Here is a 17,640-nt window from a genome sequence, read left to right as displayed (position 1 = left end):
CGGCCGTGGACCACCTTTCGGATGCGACCCCGGGTCCCGCCACCGTCACCCGGAGCGGGCCGCTGACCTGGATCCAGCAGTGGCACTGGTACGAACGCACCATTCCCGCACCACGGCGGGTGAACCCGACACCGCTCGCCGACCACTGCCGCATCCCGCCTCGGGCGACCGTCGCCGACGTGCACCTGGCGCTCGCGTCGCTCACCGCCCGCCACGAGGCGCTGCGCAGCACCATCGACCCGCTCCACCCGATCCAACACGTCCACCGCGCGGACTGGGCCCCGCCGCCGGTCGACTACGTCGACGTTCCCACCGCCGATGCCGGCACCCTGGAGGCCGCCACGGCGGCGCTGGCGGCCCGCCCGATCGATCCCGAGCGGGAGCCGCCCTGGTTCGCCAGGGTGCTGCTGGAAGCGGGAGAACCGCGTGCGGTCCTGGTGGCCGCCCACCACGTCATGATCGACGGATGGGGACTGGCGGTCCTGATCAACCAGTTGCACGACCAACTGCGCGGCGACGACGGACCGGCACAGGCAGCAGCCATGCACCCGCTCGACTCGGTCGCCGCCCAGGACCCGGCACGCGCCCGCGCGGCGGAGCGGGAGTGGCTCAGGCGGCTCGCGAGCAACCCGACCGGCGTGCTGGCCCCGTTCGGCGGGACCGACAACGGCGCAGGGCGTCACCGCCTCCAGCACCGCTCGGTTGGCGCGTACGACGACCTCGAACGCGTCGCCCGGCGTTATCGGGCCAGCCCGGAGGTCGTTGTGCTGGCGGCGCTGGCCCACGACGTCGCCACCCGCACCGGTGAACACCGGTTCCTCGCGTCAGTGGTGGTCTCCAACCGGGCCAGGGCCGTTCTGCGCACCAGCGTCGACGTCCAGGCGCTGACGGTTCCGGTGCAGATCGATCTCCGGCCTGGCGCGGTGTTCGGCGAGGTGGTCGCCTCGGTCGCCGCCGCCTGCGCCGCGGCCTACCGGCACGGTCGGTACCGCCCAGCGGAACTGGTCGCCGCCTGGGCCAGCATGGACCGCCGTCGTGGTGTCCTGACCGTGCCCACCATCGAGTACAACTGCTACTCGTGGCCACGCGACTACCTGGTCCCCGTGCAGGACACCCCGCCGAACGGGTCCGCCACCTGGATCACCAGCGCGCCTGACGAACCCTGCGACACGCTCTATGTTGACGTCAGCCGCGACGCGGGGGTCGTCACAATCGATGTCACCGTTGGGGATCACCTGCTCGACGCCGGGCAGGCCGTGGCGTTGGCCATCCGCTTGTGTGGTCTCCTGCGCGCGCTCGCCGACGGTGCCGAGTGCCCGGTCCCGGCGCGCTCGCGCACACCGGCCGGCTCCGGATGGTGGCGCGCCCCGCAGGGCTGGGTGTGCCTGACCACGGTCGAAGACGTGCTGCGCGGCCATCCTGGAGTGCTCGAGGTGACGGTGGCGCCCAGTGGGGACGCCGAAGAGGAGCAGGGCGACGAGCCGCACCTCGTCGCGCACGCCCGCACCGCCCCCGAGGTCACCTCCGGCGATCTGCACCGCCACCTGCTCGACCAGCTCGGTGAGGTGCCCGGCCTCCTGGCACCGGGCCGCTACGTCCTTTCCCCGGCCTGCCCCGAGTCCGGCCGTCGCCCCGACCGATCCCGCACCACCGGCGGCACGGGCACCCCGCGGATTCCGTCGCGGCCGCCCGCGACGGTCGCCGAACGCGCCCTGGCCGCCGCCGTGGCCGCCGTCCGACCCGACGAGCCAGCGGCCGACTCCGTCGACGGCCCCGGCGCTGTGGACATGAACCGCTGCCTCGCCGACCACGGCGTCACGCTGGTCGCCATCCCTCGGCTGCTGGCGCTGCTGCACAAGTCCGGCCTCACCGGGATCGCGTCGGACGAGCTGGCCGGGACGACCTCGCTCGGCCACCTCGCCGCAGCCCTGAAGCCCCTATCATCCCGTGTCCACTGTGGAGGAGAACCCTCGCCATGACCGCCTCCCGCGCCTCCGCACAGTCCGTGGACCGCCTGGCCCCATGGGCTTTCGCCGCCTTCGTCGAGGCGAACACCCACGAGACCGCCTACCGCCCGCCGGTGGTGGACGGTCCGGTCGGTGCGACCATCGTCCGTAACGGCCGCGAACTGGTGAACTTCGCCAGCATCAGTTTTCTCGATCTGGAGCGCCACGTTCCGGTCCGACGACACTTCGCCGAGGGTGCGCTCGCCCACGGCCTGAGCACCAGCGGATCCAGGATGACCCAGGGGATCTGCCGCCCGCATCAGGTGCTGGAGGAGACGATCGCCCGCCACACCGGCAAGGAACGGGCCATCAGCTTCGCCACCGGGCTACTGGCCAACATCGGGTTCGTGAACGCCATGAGCAGTTCCGCGCACTTCGACGTCGGGATCGAGGTGCGCAATCGCGACACCGTCTTCGTCGTCGACCGCGACGTCCACTGGAGTATCTGGAAGGGCCTGGAAGGACTTGGCTACGGCCGCAACGTCCACGCGTTCCGACACAACGACGTCGTCGACCTGGCCCGCATCCTCGGCCGGGTCCGGACCCGCAAGACCGTGGTGATCGCCGAGAGCATCTACTCGGCCGACGGCACCATGGGACCGATCGTGGAGATCCTCGACGAGTGCGACCGGCACGGCGCCATCAGCATGATCGACGACGCGAACGGCTTCATGGTCTACGGGCCCGAGAACCGTCCGTACGCGCGGGAGGCGGCCGCGATCCGAGAGCGAGCCGACTTCGTGATGGTGTCGCTGTCGAAGGCCATCGGCCTGGAGGGCGGCGCGATCGCCGGGCCGGCTGAGGCCATCGACGCCTTCGAACTGCTGTCGGGCACCTCGATGTTCACGGCCGCCATCCAACCGCCCACCGCCTACGCCGCCGAGCGCACCATCGAGGTCCTTGCTGGCAACCCGAAGATCGTCGACGACTACCTGGCGCATGCCGCCCGCCTTCGCCAGCAGATGCACGACATCAACACGCCGACGACGCCGACCGAGTCGTACATGCTCTCGGTGCCGATCGGAAACGACGCCGCCGCCCTACAGATGCGGGAGTGGTTCGTCGAGGACGGCTACCTCGTCCCCGTCTTCTCCTACCCGGCCGTCGCACGCAACCAGGCGCTGCTGCGCCTGTTCCCGCACGCGGGCCACACCGAGGAACAGATGGACGGCTTCCTGCGCACCCTCCTGACCTACCGACGGCGCCTCGGGGTCTGACGCCTCCGCCGAGGCACGCCACACCCACCGGCAGGCCATCAGGTCGGCCAAGCGGAGAAGGAGAAACCCATGGTGGACAACACCGAAACCACCGGTGAGGGGCGCGCGCCATGAGCGTGCTTGACCGCTTCCGGCTCGACGGTCGGGTCGCCGTGGTCACGGGCGCGTCCTCCGGACTGGGCGTCGCCTTCGCCACCGCGGTCGCCGAGGCCGGCGCGGACGTCGTGCTCGGGGCGCGGCGCATCGAGGGGCTGGAGGCCACGCGCGCGGCCGTCGAGAAGCGTGGTCGCCGGGCCGTCGCCGTGCCTACCGACGTTGCCAACCCGCAGGACTGCCGTGCGTTGGTCGACGCGGCTGTGCGCGAGTTCGGGCGGCTGGACATTCTCGTCAACAACGCCGGGGTCAGCAGTGAGCAACCCGCGACGGACGAAACCCCGGAGCAGTTCCGCGAGGTCATCGACATCAATCTCAACGGCTCCTACTGGATGGCGCAGGCCGCGGGCGCGGTGATGTTGCCGGGCAGTGCCATCGTCAACGTCTCCAGCATCCTCGCGATGGTCACGGGAGGCCTGCCGCAGGCGGCCTACTCGGCGTCGAAGGCCGGGATCCTCGGGCTGACCCGCGATCTCGCCCAGCAGTGGACCTCCAGCAAGGGCATCCGCGTCAACGCCCTGGCGCCAGGGTTCTTCACCTCCGCGATGACCGACGGCTACGCCGAGGGCTATCTCGAGGCGATGATGCCGCGAGTGCTCGCGGGCCGCGTCGGGCGGCCAGACGAACTCGCCGCGGCTCTGGTCTTCCTTGTCTCCGACGCGGCGTCCTACATCACCGGCGCCACCCTGACGGTGGACGGAGGCACGCACATCGGCTAGTCACACGGTTCTGGCCGAGCAGCACGTCCCACCGGAATCTACGAGCGGAGGTGTTCATGCTGTTGATCGGTGCGCGATGCGGACCTGGCCGCCTCGGGATGGCCGGGAGTGGCCGCGTGGACGCCGCGGCTGCCGCCGACGGGGCCGATCCACTCGGTGGCCTGAGGAGCGTGCGATGACGAGGGGATCAACCGCCCACTCTCCTCCGCACGAACCGCTCGGCGATCCGCAGTTGCGCCGCCTGGTCGTGGGTCAGGGGCTGGCGGCCGTGGTCGATGCGCTGTTCGTCATCTGGCTCACGCTTTTCGTGCTCAGGCTGTCGGAACCCGGGATCGCCACAGGGTTTGTGCTTGTGGCGGTGGCGCTGCCGCGAGCGGTGCTCCTGCTGCCCGCCGGAGTACTGGTCGACCGCTTCGATCCGGCCCGTGTCGCGGTCGCCGCCGCCTGGCTGCGGGTCGCGGTCCTGCTCGCCCTTGGCGCGCTGATCACGTTCACCTCGCCGTCGGTGACGATGGTCGCGCTGCTCGCCGCGCTGCTCGGTACGGCCGACGCGGCGTACTTCCCTGCGGCTCTGGCGTTGTTGCCGGCCGTCGTGCCGACCGAGCGGCTCGCCAGGGTCAACGCGCTGGTGCAGGGTGCGGAGTCGGGGGGTGATCTGGTCGGTCCTGCGGTGGCTGCCGGGGCCATCGCGGCGATCGGCTTTGACGCGACGCTGGGTGGGATCGCTGTGTTGGCGGCGTTGACCGCCATCGCGTTCAGCACGCTCGTCCGGGTGGTGCGACGTCGTGGAGGTGCCGGGGACGACGCCGATCCGGATGCCATCGACGGTGAGCGGCAGCTCAGCAGTGCGCGTGCCCTCGGCGCGGGACTGAGCTACGCCTGGCGCGAACCGCTGGTGCGGGGGATGCTGGTGGCCATCGCCGTGATCAACATCGCGGTCGTTGGCCCCGTGATCGTGGGCGGCGCGGTGCTCGCCGACCAACGCCTTGGTGGCGCGGGGTCCCTTGGCATCGTGCTTTCCGGTTTCGGCGCTGGTTCGGTGGCCGGCTCACTGATGGCCGGGTGGCGTCCGCCCACCCGGCGCGGCTGGACCGTGGTCGGCGGGATCGCGGCGATCGGCGCGGGCACGGCCGGACTGGCAGCCGTCACCCAGGTCGTCGCCGCGACGGCCGTCGTCACACTCGTCGGCCTCGGGTCCGCGTTTCTCGGCGTGGTCGTCGTGGCCACGTTGCAGGAGCGAGTGCCAAGGCAGCTGCTGGGCCGGGTGATGAGCCTCGTCGTTCTGGCCACGGTGGCGTTCGAGCCGTTCTCCTACACGGTCGCCGGCGTCCTGCTCCCGTACGGCACGACGACGCTGTTTCTGGTCTGCGGCGGCGCGGTGTTGGCGTGCGCCTGCCTGGTCGCCGTGAGCCCGGTAGTCCGCTCCTTGCGTTGAGTGGCCAGCCGGTCTCTGGGTCGTTGGGCTCGGTGTGCTGCCGCCACAGTCGAAAGTAGAGCGCCCTGATGGCATGCTCAGCTCTCATGACCGAACTGAACGCGGAAACTGCCCGGCGCGCGATCGTCGAACACACCCGGCGCCTGGCGGAATCAGCTGTCGCGGCCGGACCTGACGCCGCCGTGCCGACGGCCCCGAAGTGGACTGTCACTGACCTGGTCAACCACGTGGGCCAGACCCAGCACTGGGTCGCGGAGATCATCGAGCGGCGCATCACCGACCCCACACAGCTGCCCATGGAGATGGCGGTGCCTCCCACCGACCCCCGCGAGTGGCAGGCATGGCTGTCGGAGTCCGCGCAGCGGGTCGCCAGCGCCTGCTCCGATGACGCGCTTGACGCGCCGGTGTTCAACGCCGCGGGCGACCAGCGGTCCGGGACGCGATTCTGGATGGCCAGCATGCTCAACGAGGCGGTCGTCCACGGCTTTGACGCAGCCAACGCGGCGGGCCGGCCGGCCGACATCGAAGCCGACATCGCGGCCGCGCTCATCACCAACCACCTCGCGATGCTCACCTCGCCCACCTGGGAGATGCAGCGGCCCGAGTCCGCTCACGCCTTCCGGGGCACGGGGCAGACCCTCCAGTGGCTGGCCACCGACACCGCGGACGGCGCGGGCGCGTGGTTCGTCGAACGGCGGCCGGACGGGGCAACGTGGCAGCCCGGAACCCAGCGGGCCGATGTGACGGTGACCGGCCCGGCGCGATCGCTGCTGCTGATCCTGACCCGACGACTCCCTCTCACCGACCGCGAAACCACCAACATCAGCGTCGACGGCGACACCGACCTCGCCCAGCACTGGCTCGACAACGCCGCCCACGCCAGCGGCTGACCAGCCCCGGCACCCCCTACCGCCGCAACGCCGGAGTTCCTGCCCGGTAGGGGGTGAGCGCCAACGGAGTCACAGTTCGTCGGGATCGTCCGAAGGCGATCCGCCCTCGATCGGCACGCCCGGCGGGTACACCGTGGTGATCGGCGCGCCGCCGAGGCCGATCGCCACCAGGTGTTCGCGGGCCTGCGGCTCGGTGCAGCCACCGAACACCAGGTGCGTGATCCATTCCGGCCGCTCCGGCGCGGCCGGGAATGCGATCGCGGTCAGTGTGCCCCAACGGAAGTCGTGCCGGGTGGCCACCTGCCCAGGCCGGCCGTACTCGGCCAGCAGCGTGGCCTGGAAGTCGTCGCTCTCCGGGGCGAGCTGGACGTACAGCCGCTCGTCGAGCAGCTTCACCTCGGGCCACTCGCCTTCCCAGTTGCCCAACCGCAGCGCGTCGGTCATCGAGCCTCCCCGTGTCAGCGAGCGTCGACATGGATCGCTGCCGAAACGGTACGCCAGACGGTCTGGCCGGTCAGCTCTCGGACACGGCAGCGAGCCTGGGTGCGGCGGACGGCGGCCCCACTGCGGGACCCGCTGTGCATACCCGAGAGGGCTGTGACCGCGTCTGCCGCATGGTGGCGGCCGTCGCGGGGTATTCCCCTTCGTGAGCGACCTCGCCGGCCGGGCGGTGTCGGGAGCCAACGAGGAAGGACGCGTGATGGGCACTCAGGAATACGTCGTCTACCTGGTCATTGGCGTTGTGCTCGTCCTGGCGGACGGGCAGTTGCTCGCGCGCAGCGGCCGTGCCTATCTGACGGAGTTCCATGCCGACGAGCCCGGGGCTCGGTCGGCCAACCAGCTCGTCGTGGGGCTGTTTCACCTGGTGATGCTCGGTCTGCTCGCCCTGATGTCGACCGTCCGGATCGATGTGGGCAGCCCGGCGCAGAACCTCGTTGCGAAGCTGGGTTACACGCTGTTGCTGCTCGCCCTGGTGCACGGCTGTGTGATGGTGGTGTTGATCCGGATCCGTAGGCGCCGCAGGGAACAGCTGCTGGCTGAGGAGATGGCTACCCAGGTCGAGTCCGGCAGGAAGACGCCGAGCCGGCTGGTGGTGGAGCCGGCACCCGAGGAGGCCGGGCGGCAGCCCTCGGTGGCGCCGGCGCTGGACCAGGACCAGCGCTACCGCGCGGGCTGACCGGCCACGGGGTTCACGGGTCAGGGCGGTCAGGGCCGCAGCGATTTCCTGGAGGTGCTGTTCAGCGGCTGTGCGCGGAGATGTCGCCGTAGGACGTGGTCGCGTGGATGTCGAGCTGGGTGGTGCCGTCGTTCCTGAGGCTGTTGCTGATCCGGCCGTAGGAGGTGCTGGCGTCGAGGGCGGCCGAGACGCCGGGGGCGGCGCTGACCGAGATCGACCCGGCCTGAGTGCTCAGCGTGACCTTGCCGCGCGCGGCGTCGCCGATGCGGATGTCGCCCTTGGCGACGCTGATCTCCGCTGGTCCGCCCAGGCGGCCGACCGAGACGTCGGCGACGTGCACGGTGAGGCGGACGCTGTCGGCCTCGTCAAGCTCGACCACGCCGTGCGCGCCCTCGAAGGCGAGGTCGCCGAGCCGTCCCACAGTGCGCAGCTCGGCGGCCCCTGCCGTCGCCTCGACCCGGGAACCTGTGGGCAGCCACACCGTGATCTCGACGGATCCGGACTGGCCGAAGTACTGGTTGCGCGCCTCAGGGGCCTGGATCCGCAGCACGCCGTCGCCGTGGTCGACCGTGATCTGCTCGGCCGCCTTCACGTCGCGGCCCCTGGAGGCGTCGACCGGCGCGATCTCGATGGTGGTGTCGGCCCGGTCAGCGGCGATGAACTGGACGCGCCCGGCGGGGATGTCCAGGACGACGGAGACGGGGGAGGGGGTGGCGAAGGTCTGCATGGTGTGCTCCTGAGAACTCGTTCGGGCGTCCCCGTTGGTGGGGACCCCGTGCTGATCACGGAAGCAACGATCGCCCGCCGCGCTGACACCGGACGGCCACCGCGGTGACAGCACTCCTGACACGGCGCTGTCATGGGCCAGGAGGGTGGTCCACGGGATCCGGGCACCGCCAACGAGAGGCTCACGGTCAACCAGTTGGCCGGAGCCGAGCGGGCTCGCTGGACCGTTCTGCGGGAGCTGTGCTCGTTTCCTGCTCAGCTTGTGACCGCGGGCGAGGAGGCGTCGCGGGCCAGCAGCCGGGGACTGCTGGTGCCGTCGGCCTGGACTGCCCAGATGTCGTTGTCCAGCCGGTAGAGGACGGTCCTGTCGTCCTGCCAGAGCGCCTGGTCGTCGACGCTGAGGGTCTCGGCGAGTGCGGTCTCCTGCTGCGTCGCGAGGTCGAGGACCGACAGTCGCCAGACTCCGTCTCCGACCTTCTTCTTGAACGCGATCCTGGTGCCGTCCGGGGACAGCGACGGGCACTCGACGTTCTCGCGGATCGCCTTGCCCTGGTAGCGCGCGTAGTCCGCCTCGACCAGGTACGTCCTGCCCCTACTGCCGAGGGTGGCGTAGAAACGGTTGCCGTCCGGCGCGAACGTGATGCCCCAGTAGTTGACGTCCGATGCGAAGTACCGGTTGCCGTCGAGGAACACCGGAAGTTCCTCGATCGTCTTGACCAGTCGCTCGGTCTCCACCTCGTACAGCCCGGCCCTCGTCGAGAAACCCGTTGCGGCGTAGGAGTCTCCGGTGACGAACAGCGTCCACTGCACGAGCTTCCCGTCCGGGGACACTCTGGCGCGGCTCGGCGTTCCCGGCAGGGCCTCCTGGTGGCGGACGGCGAGATTGGCGTCGAGGACCATGATATCGGTGACCGGTGGGAGCACGCCCGGCCGCGCTGCCAGGCACACCGCGGTCTGCCGCGCGACGGCGAACCGGTCGCACTTCATGCCGCTGGATCGGCGAGCCCCGCCGGGGTCGGCCAGCGGCACCGCAGTGACCCTTCCGGTGTCGTTGCTGCGGAACAACAGTTGGCCGGGCGCGAGCGTGAGCTGCTCGACCGGGGGCTCCGCCGAGGAGGAGCCCTGGCGCGCGGTCACGGTGAAGATCACCGCCGCCCCGATCAGCAGGATCGACCCGGCGAGCGCGAGAACGATCTTCCTCATGTCCGCACCTGTCTGCTGAACGCCGCCACGAGGACGACAACGGTGAGCGCGCCCGCCGCGACGAGCATGGCGGGGCGCAGCCCAAGAAGAGTCCACGACAGTCCGAACAGGACAGACGAGAGCATCCTGGCGACCGCCTGCCCGGTTTGCACGACCGCGAGCCCGGTGGCCCGCAGCCCGGCAGGGACCAGTGGTCCGGCCGCGGCCATCAGCACCCCGTCGGTAGCCGCGTAGAACACGCCGTGCAGGCCGAGCGCCAGCACGGCGAAACCCGCCCAGGACACCGGTCCGCACAGCAGGAGCAGCGCCGCGCCGAGCGCCGCATGCCCGGCGAGGAACACCGGCCACCGGCCGATCCGGTCGGCGAGTCGGCCGACCGGGACGGCCAGCGGCAGGTAGACGCCTGCGGTGCCCAGCGGCAGCAGCGGGAAGTACGTCGCCGCGACGTCCCAACGCCGTTGCAGCGCCAGGTAGACGAACGAGTCGCCGACGGTGGCCAGGCCAAGCACCGCCGCCCACAGGGCCACTCTGCGGAAGTCGCCGTGCCGCAACAGGTTCACGGCCGCCCGCACGGACACCTCGGCGCGCTCGACGGCTCCCCGTCGGTCGCGGACGAACAGCGCCAACAGCAGCACCGCGACCGAGGCGACGCAGAAGCTGGCGAAGAACACCGACGGATAGCTGCCGAGGCTGAGCGCCAGCACCGCCATCGCGGCCAGCGGACCGAGGAACGCGCCGACGGTGTCCAGCGTCCGGTGCACGCCGAACGACCTGCCGAGCAGCGCGGGCTCGCTGCTCAGCGAGATCAGCGCGTCGCGCGGCCCGGTGCGCAGGCCCTTGCCGGTGCGGTCGGCCGCGAGCACGACGCCGATCGCGGCGACCGAGGACCCGGCCGCCAGTAGGCCGAGCTTGCACACGGCGGACAGGCCGTAGCCGACACCGGCGACCGCCTTGAGCCGCCGCCAGCGGTCGGCGAGGTGCCCGCCGAGCATCCGGAGGATCGCGGTCGCCCCGGCGTAGAGCCCGTCGAGCAGGCCGAACTGCAACGGGTTCAGACCGAGGCCGAGCACCAGGTACAGCGGGAGCACGGCGGTCACCATCTCCGAGGAGACGTCGGTGACCAGGCTGACCATGCCGAGCGCCACGACGTTGGCGGACACCCGGCTCAGCCCGGGGCCTCGGTCGGTGGCGGTCGGCGGGTCAGGGGCGTGGTTCGCGGCGATGTACATAGGAGCTCTTAGTGGCAGGTGTAGGTCGGGCTGCTGTCCAGGACCGCCCCGTCGACGCCGATGAGTTGCGTCGCGAACGTGGTGTCGGTCATCGACAGCTTCAGCACGCCGTACGTGCGCAGCAGTTTCGCCGTGGTGGGGTGGGTCGCGTGCAGGTCGTAGAGGTCGGCGCCGCCGGTGCCGCCGACGATCTCGACCGGGCCGTTCGGGTCCGCCCTGCCGTCGGTGTTCTGCGGCAGGAACCGCTCGTAGTCGTGGTCGTGCCCGTTGAGCACCAGGTCCACCTTGTTGTCGACCATGAGCTGCCACAGCGCGATGCTGTCCGGGTTGTCGCCGTGGTCACCGGAGCTGTACCGGGGGTGGTGGTAGTAGGCGGCCACACAGCCCTTGGTGTTCTTGGCCAGGTCCTGCTTCAGCCAGGTGAGCTGCGGGGACTCGGCGAGTTCGTGCGTGACGAAGTCGTTGGAGTCCAGCGCGACGAAGTGCCAGTTGCCCATGTCCCAGCTGTAGTAGTTGTTGCCCTGCGGGGTGGCGATCTGGCCGAAGTAGTCGTGGTAGCCCTGGTACTTCGGGCTGTCGTAGGACTCGTGGTTGCCGGGGATCGGGTGGGTGATGTTCTTGAATCTGCCCCACGTCGTGTCGTAGTACTTCTGGAAGTCCGACAGGTGGGCGTCGTCGTACTGGTTGTCGCCCATGGTGATCACGGCTGCTGGCCGCATCGCCTCGACCAGTTTCGCGGTCTTCGGGTGCACGCAGTTCGGGTCGCTCGCGGTGCAGCGTTCCGCGATATCGCCGGCCGCCGCGAGCACGAACGAGCCGGTGCCGCCGGACTGCGTCCGCGCGGTGACCGCGTCGCTGGCCGCCGAGGTGTTCCCCGCGGCGTCCCTGGCGCGGACGGCGTAGGTGTAGCTGGTGTCCGGGGCGAGACCGGTGTCGTTGTAGGAGGTGGTCGCGCTGGTCGCGACCACCTGACCGGCGCGCAGCACGTCGTAGCCGACGACACCGACGTTGTCGGTCGAGGGCGACCAGGACAGCGCGACGCTGTTCGCGGTGACCGCGCCGGTGGTGAGCCCGGTCGGCCTGGTCGGGGGCTGGGTGTCGCCGGTCGAGTCGGCGGTGCCGAACGCCTGGATCTCCCAGAGGGAGTAGCCGTACTTCGTGGCGCGGGTGGTGCCGACGAACCGCAGGTACCGGCCGTGCGCGTTGAGGCCGGAGAGGGTGTCGGTCCCGCCGCGGCCGTTGTCGACGGTGGTGACCACGCTGAAGTGCACGCCGTCGTCGGAGATCTCGATCCGGTACTTCTTGGCGTAGGCGGCCTCCCAGTTCAGTTGCACTCTGTGCACTGTGGACGGTTGGCCGAGGTCGACGCGCAGCCACTGAGGATCGGCGCTCACGGCGCTCGCCCACCGCGTCGTGGTGTCGCCGTCGACGGCCTTGTCACCGCTGAGCGAAGGCTTCTCCACGGTGGAGGTGGCCACCGGTTTTCCCTGGGACAGCAGGATGTCGGCCGCGTACGCGGGAACGGAGACGGCCGAGGAGAGCAGGAAGCCCGTGGCGGTGACGGCCACGAGCGCGGACAGGGTTCGGCGGAGGAGGTGTGGGCGCACGTCGTGCTCCTTCGGGCCGGACAGGGAACTCGGGTCGTTCGTGGACCTGGGGCCTGGAACCTAACTGTTAAGAAAGTTTCCTAATAAAAAGGCACTGTATCGGCGCGCGCTTTTCACTGGCAAGCGGCAATAGTGGTGAAACGATCCAGTGGCCGGGCCGGTCGGCGGTGTCTCGCCGGATGAAAGCAGCGGGGATTGCCGGGAGCCGTGCGCGGCAAGGAGATGCGTCGGCTGGCTCAAGTGGTGGCGACGTGCCGGCGGGCTGTGGCACCATCTCGCCGGGGGTTACGCAGTGCTGTCGAAGCGCTGCTGTGTGTCACAGGGGATCGCATCAACCAACGACTGGCCGAGATGCTGGCCGCCGTCACCAACCGCAGGAGCGGGACATGAACGATCGCCGTTGGGGCTTCGAGGAAGCCGACGACGAGGACTACAACGCTCGACCGGCCACACCGTCGGCTGAGGCCGCCGCCGACAGCATCGAGGGCCGGGACCCTGACGGTGTGATCACGGTCGCGGTCACTCCGACGGCGGACGTGGTGTCGGTGAACCTCGCCGCCGAGTGGAAGACGCTGGTGGATCCGCACGGGTTGCACGCCTGCGTGCTGGCCGCGACCAACGCCGCCACCATGCAAGCCCTTGCCGTGCAGGTGGAACAGCAATCGTCCACACCGGACACAGGGCCGACGCCATCGAGCCGGGTCGAGGAGGTGCCGTTGAGCCGGGCGGACGTGATGAGACTGGTCGATGCCGTGTCGGCGGACCTGGCGCGGTTCTCCGACCAAGTGTCCCCGATCGTCGACCGCACGGTCGCGGCGGAGAGTCCCGGCCGTCACGCCAGCGGGACGGCCAAACAAGGCCGGATCCTGTCGTTGGTGGTCGACGCGCATTGGGCGGCGGGCGCGCGCAACTCCGAGATCGAGTACGAACTGCTGAACGTGCTGCGGCAACTGCACACCAGGAGTTCGCCCGGCGAGCTCGCGAGTGGGCCGCACAGCCCGGCAATCAGCGAACTCACCGCGCTGGTCAGCGATCCGACCGCGTTTCTCCGCAGGCTCGGGCTGATGCCCACGCCACCGGTCGCATGAGGGATGGGAAGAGCAGAGGATGAGCCCGACACCGAACGGCAAACAGGTCGCCGTAGCCCTGGACGCGTTGCGGTCCGACGCCACCACGTGGGACAACGCGGCCGCAGACCTGACCGGTGGACCCAGGACCACCATCGGAAGCCTGCACCTCACCCCGGACGACGTGTCGAAGTGGGCCGCCGACCATGGCCTCGACGCGACCTACAACGACGCCCGCACCAAGCTGGAGGACATCATCAAGCAGGCCGCGGACAACCTGCACGCGGTCGGCACCGCGCTGCGCGCCTCGGCCGACGTCTACCAGCGCGACGAGGATGCCAACCTGCACCGGCTCAACGGAATCTACTAGGGGGGAGAACGCCATGGCCGACACTCTGATCGCCGAGGCTCGACAGAAGACGCGGGACATCGACCGCAAGCTCAGGGAGTTCTTCGACAAGGCCGACCGCATCCTCAGCTGGGTGCCCGACTTCCTGTCCGATCTTGTCGATCCCATTCGTGCCGGGCTGATCGTGCTGCGGGACAAGGTGCATGAGTTCTGGGGCAAGGTGAACCAGCTGTTCGACAAGGCCGGAGACTCCGACCGGCTGAAGAACGTCGGCGACCAGTGGGTGAACCAGATCGGCAACCCGGCGGGCGACATCGCCGGGAACCTCTCGCTGGACAAGCTCAAGACCACCGTCGAGTGGCACGGACGCGCCGCCGAGGCGTACAAGGCCATCGTCCCCGCGCAGGTGTCGGGCCTCAACAGCATCAAGGACCTCGCCAACCAGATGAAGTCGTCGCTGGTCAATCTGGCCAACGCGATCGACAACTTCTGGATCGCGATCATCGCCGCTCTGGTCATATTCGTTGTCGGGGCGATCGGTGCCATCGTCGCCGCGTGCACGGTCGTGGGGCTTCCCGCGGCCGTCGCGGCCTTGGCCGGGGCGGCTGGGCTCTCCATCGGCCTGATCATCGCCGCGGTGGTGGCGATGCAGTCGTTCACCCAGACCATCGCGATCGAGCAGGGCAACATCAAGCAGAAGATCCACGACGACCTCGGGGACTGGGCGAGGACCAACGCCGACCTGCTCGGGCACGCCAGCGTGAACGACCCCGACGGAATGAACTGGCACATCAACGCATGATCATCATCCAGGGCCAGGAACCGACGCCCCAGTACCTCTGGGTGTCGTCCTCAGTGGTGCGGAAGATCCGCGCCACCAGCATGCTGACCGGAGCCGTCTCGGCCGCCGTGAGCCTGGTGGTGGGAGTCCTCATGTGGTGGGGCGGCGGCGCGCTGCCCAACGCCCGCAGTCCCTTCAACTGGATGATGATCGCGATCGAGTTGTGCTCGGTGTTCTTCTTGCTCCTGATCGCGTTCAGCCTCCTGTGGGCCACGAGCTACGCGACCGGCGAGTACCTCGACATCGCGGGAACTCGGGTCGCGCTGCGCGTCCTGCTCGTGCTGGGCATCGCCACTGTTGGCACCGCAGCGCTGGCCTGCTTCGTCCTGGTCATGACCCCGACGCACGCAGGTGGATCAACGGCCCGGCCAGACGTGCACGGCGGCCTGCCGGTCCCGGTCTACTTGCTGCTCCCGTTCGCTGCGTGCGCGATTGCCGTGATCGACTGTCTCATCGCCCGCTATCTACTGCGACCGTCGCCGGCACTGCTGCCCAGGAACGACCCAGCGTGGCCGCCCAACGCCGGCCTGCCGGGTGGTCGCTGACCAGCACGTCCACCGGCGGTCCCGGCCTGTCCGCTCAGCGACCAAGTCGGGCGGCGAGTCCGTCGAGCACGCAGTCCAGGCCGAACGCGAACTCGACGTCGGGGTCGAGCTCCTCGGCTTCGAGGACGCGGCGGGCGAGCATCGGGTGCTCACCCGCCGCGAGGACCTCGCTGATGTAGGGACCGACGCTGCGCTGCCATTCCTCCTCGGTCAGGCCGGTGCGCTGCTCCGCGCGTCGAAGTGCCTGCTGGGTGGCGACCGAACCCAGCACGTACGCGTGCACGGCGCCGAGCGCCTGCGAGGCCAGGGTGATGTCGGGCGTGAGCGCGACGGCGGCCCGCAGCGCGGACTCGGACCGCCGCAACGAGTTGGGGCCGAGGGCGGGCCTTCCCGTCAGCTCACCCGCCAGCCAGGGGTGTCGCAGCAGCGTCGCGCGCAGCGCGTGCGCGACCGCGCCCAGGCCGGCGCGCCAGTCCTCGGTGGACTCGGGCAGCGGATCCTCGCCCTGCGCCGCGTCGATCATCAGGTCCACCAGCTCGTCGCGGTTGGTGATGTACCGGTAGAGCGAGGCGGTCCCGGAACCGAGATCGCCCGCGACCCTGCGCATCGACACCGCCGCCAGTCCCTCCGCGTCCGCGACGGCCAGCGCGGCGGCCACGTACTGGTCCACTCCGGGAGCGCGTCGACGCGGTTCGGGGCGCGGCCGTGTCCACACCGACGAGGGGGCGGGTTCGGTCATCGGGGCGATTCCTTTCCTCGTTGACCCCCATCCTACCTTCTGGCTACGGTGTATCCATGACGGAAACATTGTATCCAGAAGTGCCGGTGCTTGTGGTGGGCGGCGGCAGCGTCGGCCTGCTCGCCGCAGCGCTGCTCACCCACCATGGCGTCCCTGTGGTGCTGGTCGAACGGCGGTCCGGTCCTTCGGTCCACCCGCGCGCCACCGGCATCGGAGCGCGCACCGTCGAGATCCTGCGCGAACTCGGGCTCGACGCCGCCGTGGACGCCGCCGCGGTCGACCTCCGGGGCGGCGTGGGCAAGGCGGTGGCGCGGACCGTCGTCGACATGGGCGCGGGCGATGTCGTGACCGTGCCCATGCCGACCCCCTCCGCCGACGAACCGGACGTGACGCCGTTCAGGCTGCGCGGCGTCTGCGCGCAGGACCGGCTCGACGCCGTCGTGGCCGCCGACCTGTCGCGCCGAGGAGCGGACCTGCGCTGGTCGACCCGCCTGGTCGGCATCGCGCAGGACGCCGACGGGGTCGACGTCGAACTGGACGGACCCGACGGCCGCTACGCGCTGCGGTGCGCGCACGTGGTCGCCGCCGACGGCACGCACAGCACCGTGCGGACCGCCCTCGGCGTGGGCACCACCGGCCCTGGCGACCTCGGCAAGTCGATGATCAACATCCTGTTCCGCGCCGACCTCCGACCCCACCTGCGCGGCATGGCCTTCGCCACCTGCACCATCACCACGCCGCAGGCACCCGGCCTGCTGGCCACCGTGGACGGCGAGACGAACTGGGTCTTCCACGTGGCCTGCGACGTCGACGCCGGCGAACGCCCCGAGGACTTCACGCCCGAGCGCTGCGCCGCGATCGTCCGGACGGCGGTCGGCGATCCCGACCTCGACGTCGAGGTGCGCAGCGTCCTCTCCTGGCGCCCCCGCAGCGCCGCGGCCCAGAGGTTCGCGGTCGGCCGCGTGTTCCTCGCCGGCGACGCCGCGCACACCGTGTCACCCATCGGCGCGTTCGGCCTCAACACCGGCGTCGCCGACGCGCACAACCTGGCGTGGAAACTGGCCGCGGTCCACCACGGTGCGGCAGGCGCAAGCCTGCTCGACACCTACGCGCACGAACGCGAACCGGTCGCCGCGGCGACGCTGGACCAGGCGATGCGCCGGCTCGCCGACCCGGGACTGCACTGGGGACGCGGACCCGAGGCCGACGCCGCCAGGGTGGCGGCGGGGGTGTGGGCGGCACCGGTGGTGCACCTGGGCCAGCGGTACGACTCGGCCGCCGTCGTCGACCCTCGGCCGGAGCTCCCATCCACAGTGGACCTGGCGGCGGCGCTGGACGGCTCACCGGGTTCACGGGTGCCCCACGCGTGGATCGACGGGGTCTCGACGCTTGACCTGGTGGCGTCCCGGTGGACCCTGCTGGTGGGTGCCGAGGGTGAAGGCTGGCTCACCGCCGCGGTGGACGTCGGGCTCCCCGCCCACCGCGTCGCGGTCCCGTGGCTCTCGGACGATGGGGCCCTGCTCGTCCGTCCGGACGGGATCGTCGCGATGCGCGCCATGGCGCCGGCACCGGACCCGGTGCGGTTCCTCACCGGGGTCCTGGACCAGGTGCTGGCCAGGCCGGTCCCGGTGCCGAGCACCTGACGGGGACGCCTCGACGGAGACGCCCGCGTCAACCATCATTGAGTCAATGAACGCTGAGTGGTCGTCTTCGTTGGTGGCGCGTGCGGGCCTGCGC

Annotated in this window: 17 protein-coding genes; 11 read left to right on the top strand and 6 right to left on the bottom strand. The window is 70.4% G+C overall.

Going from position 1 to position 17,640, the window contains the following annotated elements:
• Window positions 1-5: 5 nt before the first annotated feature.
• The 5 genes from F0L68_RS17130 to F0L68_RS17110 all read left to right on the top strand — a co-directional run bounded on the left by F0L68_RS17130 (window position 6) and on the right by F0L68_RS17110 (window position 6,420).
• The gene (locus F0L68_RS17130) at window positions 6-1,979 is read left to right on the top strand and encodes a condensation domain-containing protein (RefSeq protein ID WP_149850576.1); all 1,974 of its coding nucleotides are present in this window, start codon (window positions 6-8) and stop codon (window positions 1,977-1,979) included.
• On the top strand, window positions 1,976-3,223 hold the full coding sequence (locus tag F0L68_RS17125) for an aminotransferase class I/II-fold pyridoxal phosphate-dependent enzyme (protein WP_149850575.1): 1,248 nt from the start codon (window positions 1,976-1,978) through the stop codon (window positions 3,221-3,223). Before F0L68_RS17130 ends, F0L68_RS17125 begins: the two co-directional genes overlap by 4 nt.
• A gap of 110 nt (window positions 3,224-3,333) precedes the next feature.
• Complete coding sequence (locus tag F0L68_RS17120; RefSeq protein ID WP_149850574.1) at window positions 3,334-4,095, top strand: SDR family NAD(P)-dependent oxidoreductase; 762 nt, start codon at window positions 3,334-3,336, stop codon at window positions 4,093-4,095.
• A 175-nt stretch (window positions 4,096-4,270) separates the two neighbouring features.
• The gene (locus F0L68_RS17115) at window positions 4,271-5,530 is read left to right on the top strand and encodes an MFS transporter (protein WP_149850573.1); all 1,260 of its coding nucleotides are present in this window, start codon (window positions 4,271-4,273) and stop codon (window positions 5,528-5,530) included.
• A gap of 86 nt (window positions 5,531-5,616) precedes the next feature.
• Window positions 5,617-6,420: a maleylpyruvate isomerase family mycothiol-dependent enzyme gene (locus tag F0L68_RS17110; RefSeq protein WP_149850572.1), complete on the top strand. Its 804-nt coding sequence runs from the start codon at window positions 5,617-5,619 to the stop codon at window positions 6,418-6,420.
• A gap of 69 nt (window positions 6,421-6,489) precedes the next feature.
• Here F0L68_RS17110 and F0L68_RS17105 read toward each other — a convergent pair whose 3' ends face one another.
• Window positions 6,490-6,864, bottom strand: a complete 375-nt coding sequence (locus F0L68_RS17105) for a hypothetical protein (protein ID WP_149850571.1) — start codon at window positions 6,862-6,864, stop codon at window positions 6,490-6,492.
• Window positions 6,865-7,066: 202 nt separating this feature from the next.
• Between F0L68_RS17105 and F0L68_RS17100 the strand changes: the two genes are divergently transcribed.
• Window positions 7,067-7,597, top strand: a complete 531-nt coding sequence (locus F0L68_RS17100) for a hypothetical protein (protein ID WP_149850570.1) — start codon at window positions 7,067-7,069, stop codon at window positions 7,595-7,597.
• A gap of 61 nt (window positions 7,598-7,658) precedes the next feature.
• Here F0L68_RS17100 and F0L68_RS17095 read toward each other — a convergent pair whose 3' ends face one another.
• From F0L68_RS17095 to F0L68_RS17080, 4 genes are all read right to left on the bottom strand, one after another.
• A complete protein-coding gene (locus F0L68_RS17095; protein WP_149850569.1) occupies window positions 7,659-8,324 on the bottom strand; it encodes a DUF4097 family beta strand repeat-containing protein in 666 nt (221 codons plus the stop codon).
• Window positions 8,325-8,578: 254 nt separating this feature from the next.
• Window positions 8,579-9,526: a PD40 domain-containing protein gene (locus F0L68_RS17090; RefSeq protein ID WP_149850568.1), complete on the bottom strand. Its 948-nt coding sequence runs from the start codon at window positions 9,524-9,526 to the stop codon at window positions 8,579-8,581.
• On the bottom strand, window positions 9,523-10,755 hold the full coding sequence (locus tag F0L68_RS17085; protein WP_149850567.1) for an MFS transporter: 1,233 nt from the start codon (window positions 10,753-10,755) through the stop codon (window positions 9,523-9,525). Before F0L68_RS17085 ends, F0L68_RS17090 begins: the two co-directional genes overlap by 4 nt.
• Before the next feature lie 8 nt (window positions 10,756-10,763).
• Complete coding sequence (locus tag F0L68_RS17080; RefSeq protein ID WP_223198872.1) at window positions 10,764-12,323, bottom strand: discoidin domain-containing protein; 1,560 nt, start codon at window positions 12,321-12,323, stop codon at window positions 10,764-10,766.
• A 425-nt stretch (window positions 12,324-12,748) separates the two neighbouring features.
• On the opposite strand from F0L68_RS17080, the gene F0L68_RS17075 reads away from it, so the two are divergent.
• Genes F0L68_RS17075 through F0L68_RS17060 form a run of 4 tightly spaced genes read left to right on the top strand, consistent with a single transcriptional unit; the run spans window position 12,749 to window position 15,164 of the window.
• On the top strand, window positions 12,749-13,450 hold the full coding sequence (locus tag F0L68_RS17075) for a hypothetical protein (RefSeq protein ID WP_149850566.1): 702 nt from the start codon (window positions 12,749-12,751) through the stop codon (window positions 13,448-13,450).
• 19 nt (window positions 13,451-13,469) lie between these two features.
• Window positions 13,470-13,799: a hypothetical protein gene (locus F0L68_RS17070; protein WP_149850565.1), complete on the top strand. Its 330-nt coding sequence runs from the start codon at window positions 13,470-13,472 to the stop codon at window positions 13,797-13,799.
• 13 nt (window positions 13,800-13,812) lie between these two features.
• Window positions 13,813-14,580: a hypothetical protein gene (locus F0L68_RS17065; protein WP_188316619.1), complete on the top strand. Its 768-nt coding sequence runs from the start codon at window positions 13,813-13,815 to the stop codon at window positions 14,578-14,580.
• Window positions 14,577-15,164 (top strand): hypothetical protein, encoded by a 588-nt coding sequence (locus F0L68_RS17060; RefSeq protein ID WP_149850564.1) that lies wholly within the window; start codon window positions 14,577-14,579, stop codon window positions 15,162-15,164. Before F0L68_RS17065 ends, F0L68_RS17060 begins: the two co-directional genes overlap by 4 nt.
• Before the next feature lie 34 nt (window positions 15,165-15,198).
• Here F0L68_RS17060 and F0L68_RS17055 read toward each other — a convergent pair whose 3' ends face one another.
• Window positions 15,199-15,903, bottom strand: a complete 705-nt coding sequence (locus tag F0L68_RS17055) for a TetR/AcrR family transcriptional regulator C-terminal domain-containing protein (RefSeq protein WP_223198860.1) — start codon at window positions 15,901-15,903, stop codon at window positions 15,199-15,201.
• Between the two features lie 56 nt (window positions 15,904-15,959).
• Here F0L68_RS17055 and F0L68_RS17050 point away from each other — a divergent pair, with 56 nt between their 5' ends.
• Window positions 15,960-17,546 carry an FAD-dependent monooxygenase gene (locus F0L68_RS17050; RefSeq protein WP_149850563.1) on the top strand — a complete coding sequence of 529 codons (1,587 nt, stop codon included), beginning with the start codon at window positions 15,960-15,962 and terminating at the stop codon, window positions 17,544-17,546.
• Window positions 17,547-17,640 lie beyond the last annotated feature (94 nt).

Source organism: Solihabitans fulvus, from assembly GCF_008386585.1.
Taxonomy (GTDB): Bacteria; Actinomycetota; Actinomycetes; order Mycobacteriales; family Pseudonocardiaceae; genus Solihabitans; species Solihabitans fulvus.
Note: the sequence above shows the minus strand (reverse complement) of the source record. Positions and strands in the feature narration are given on the sequence as shown.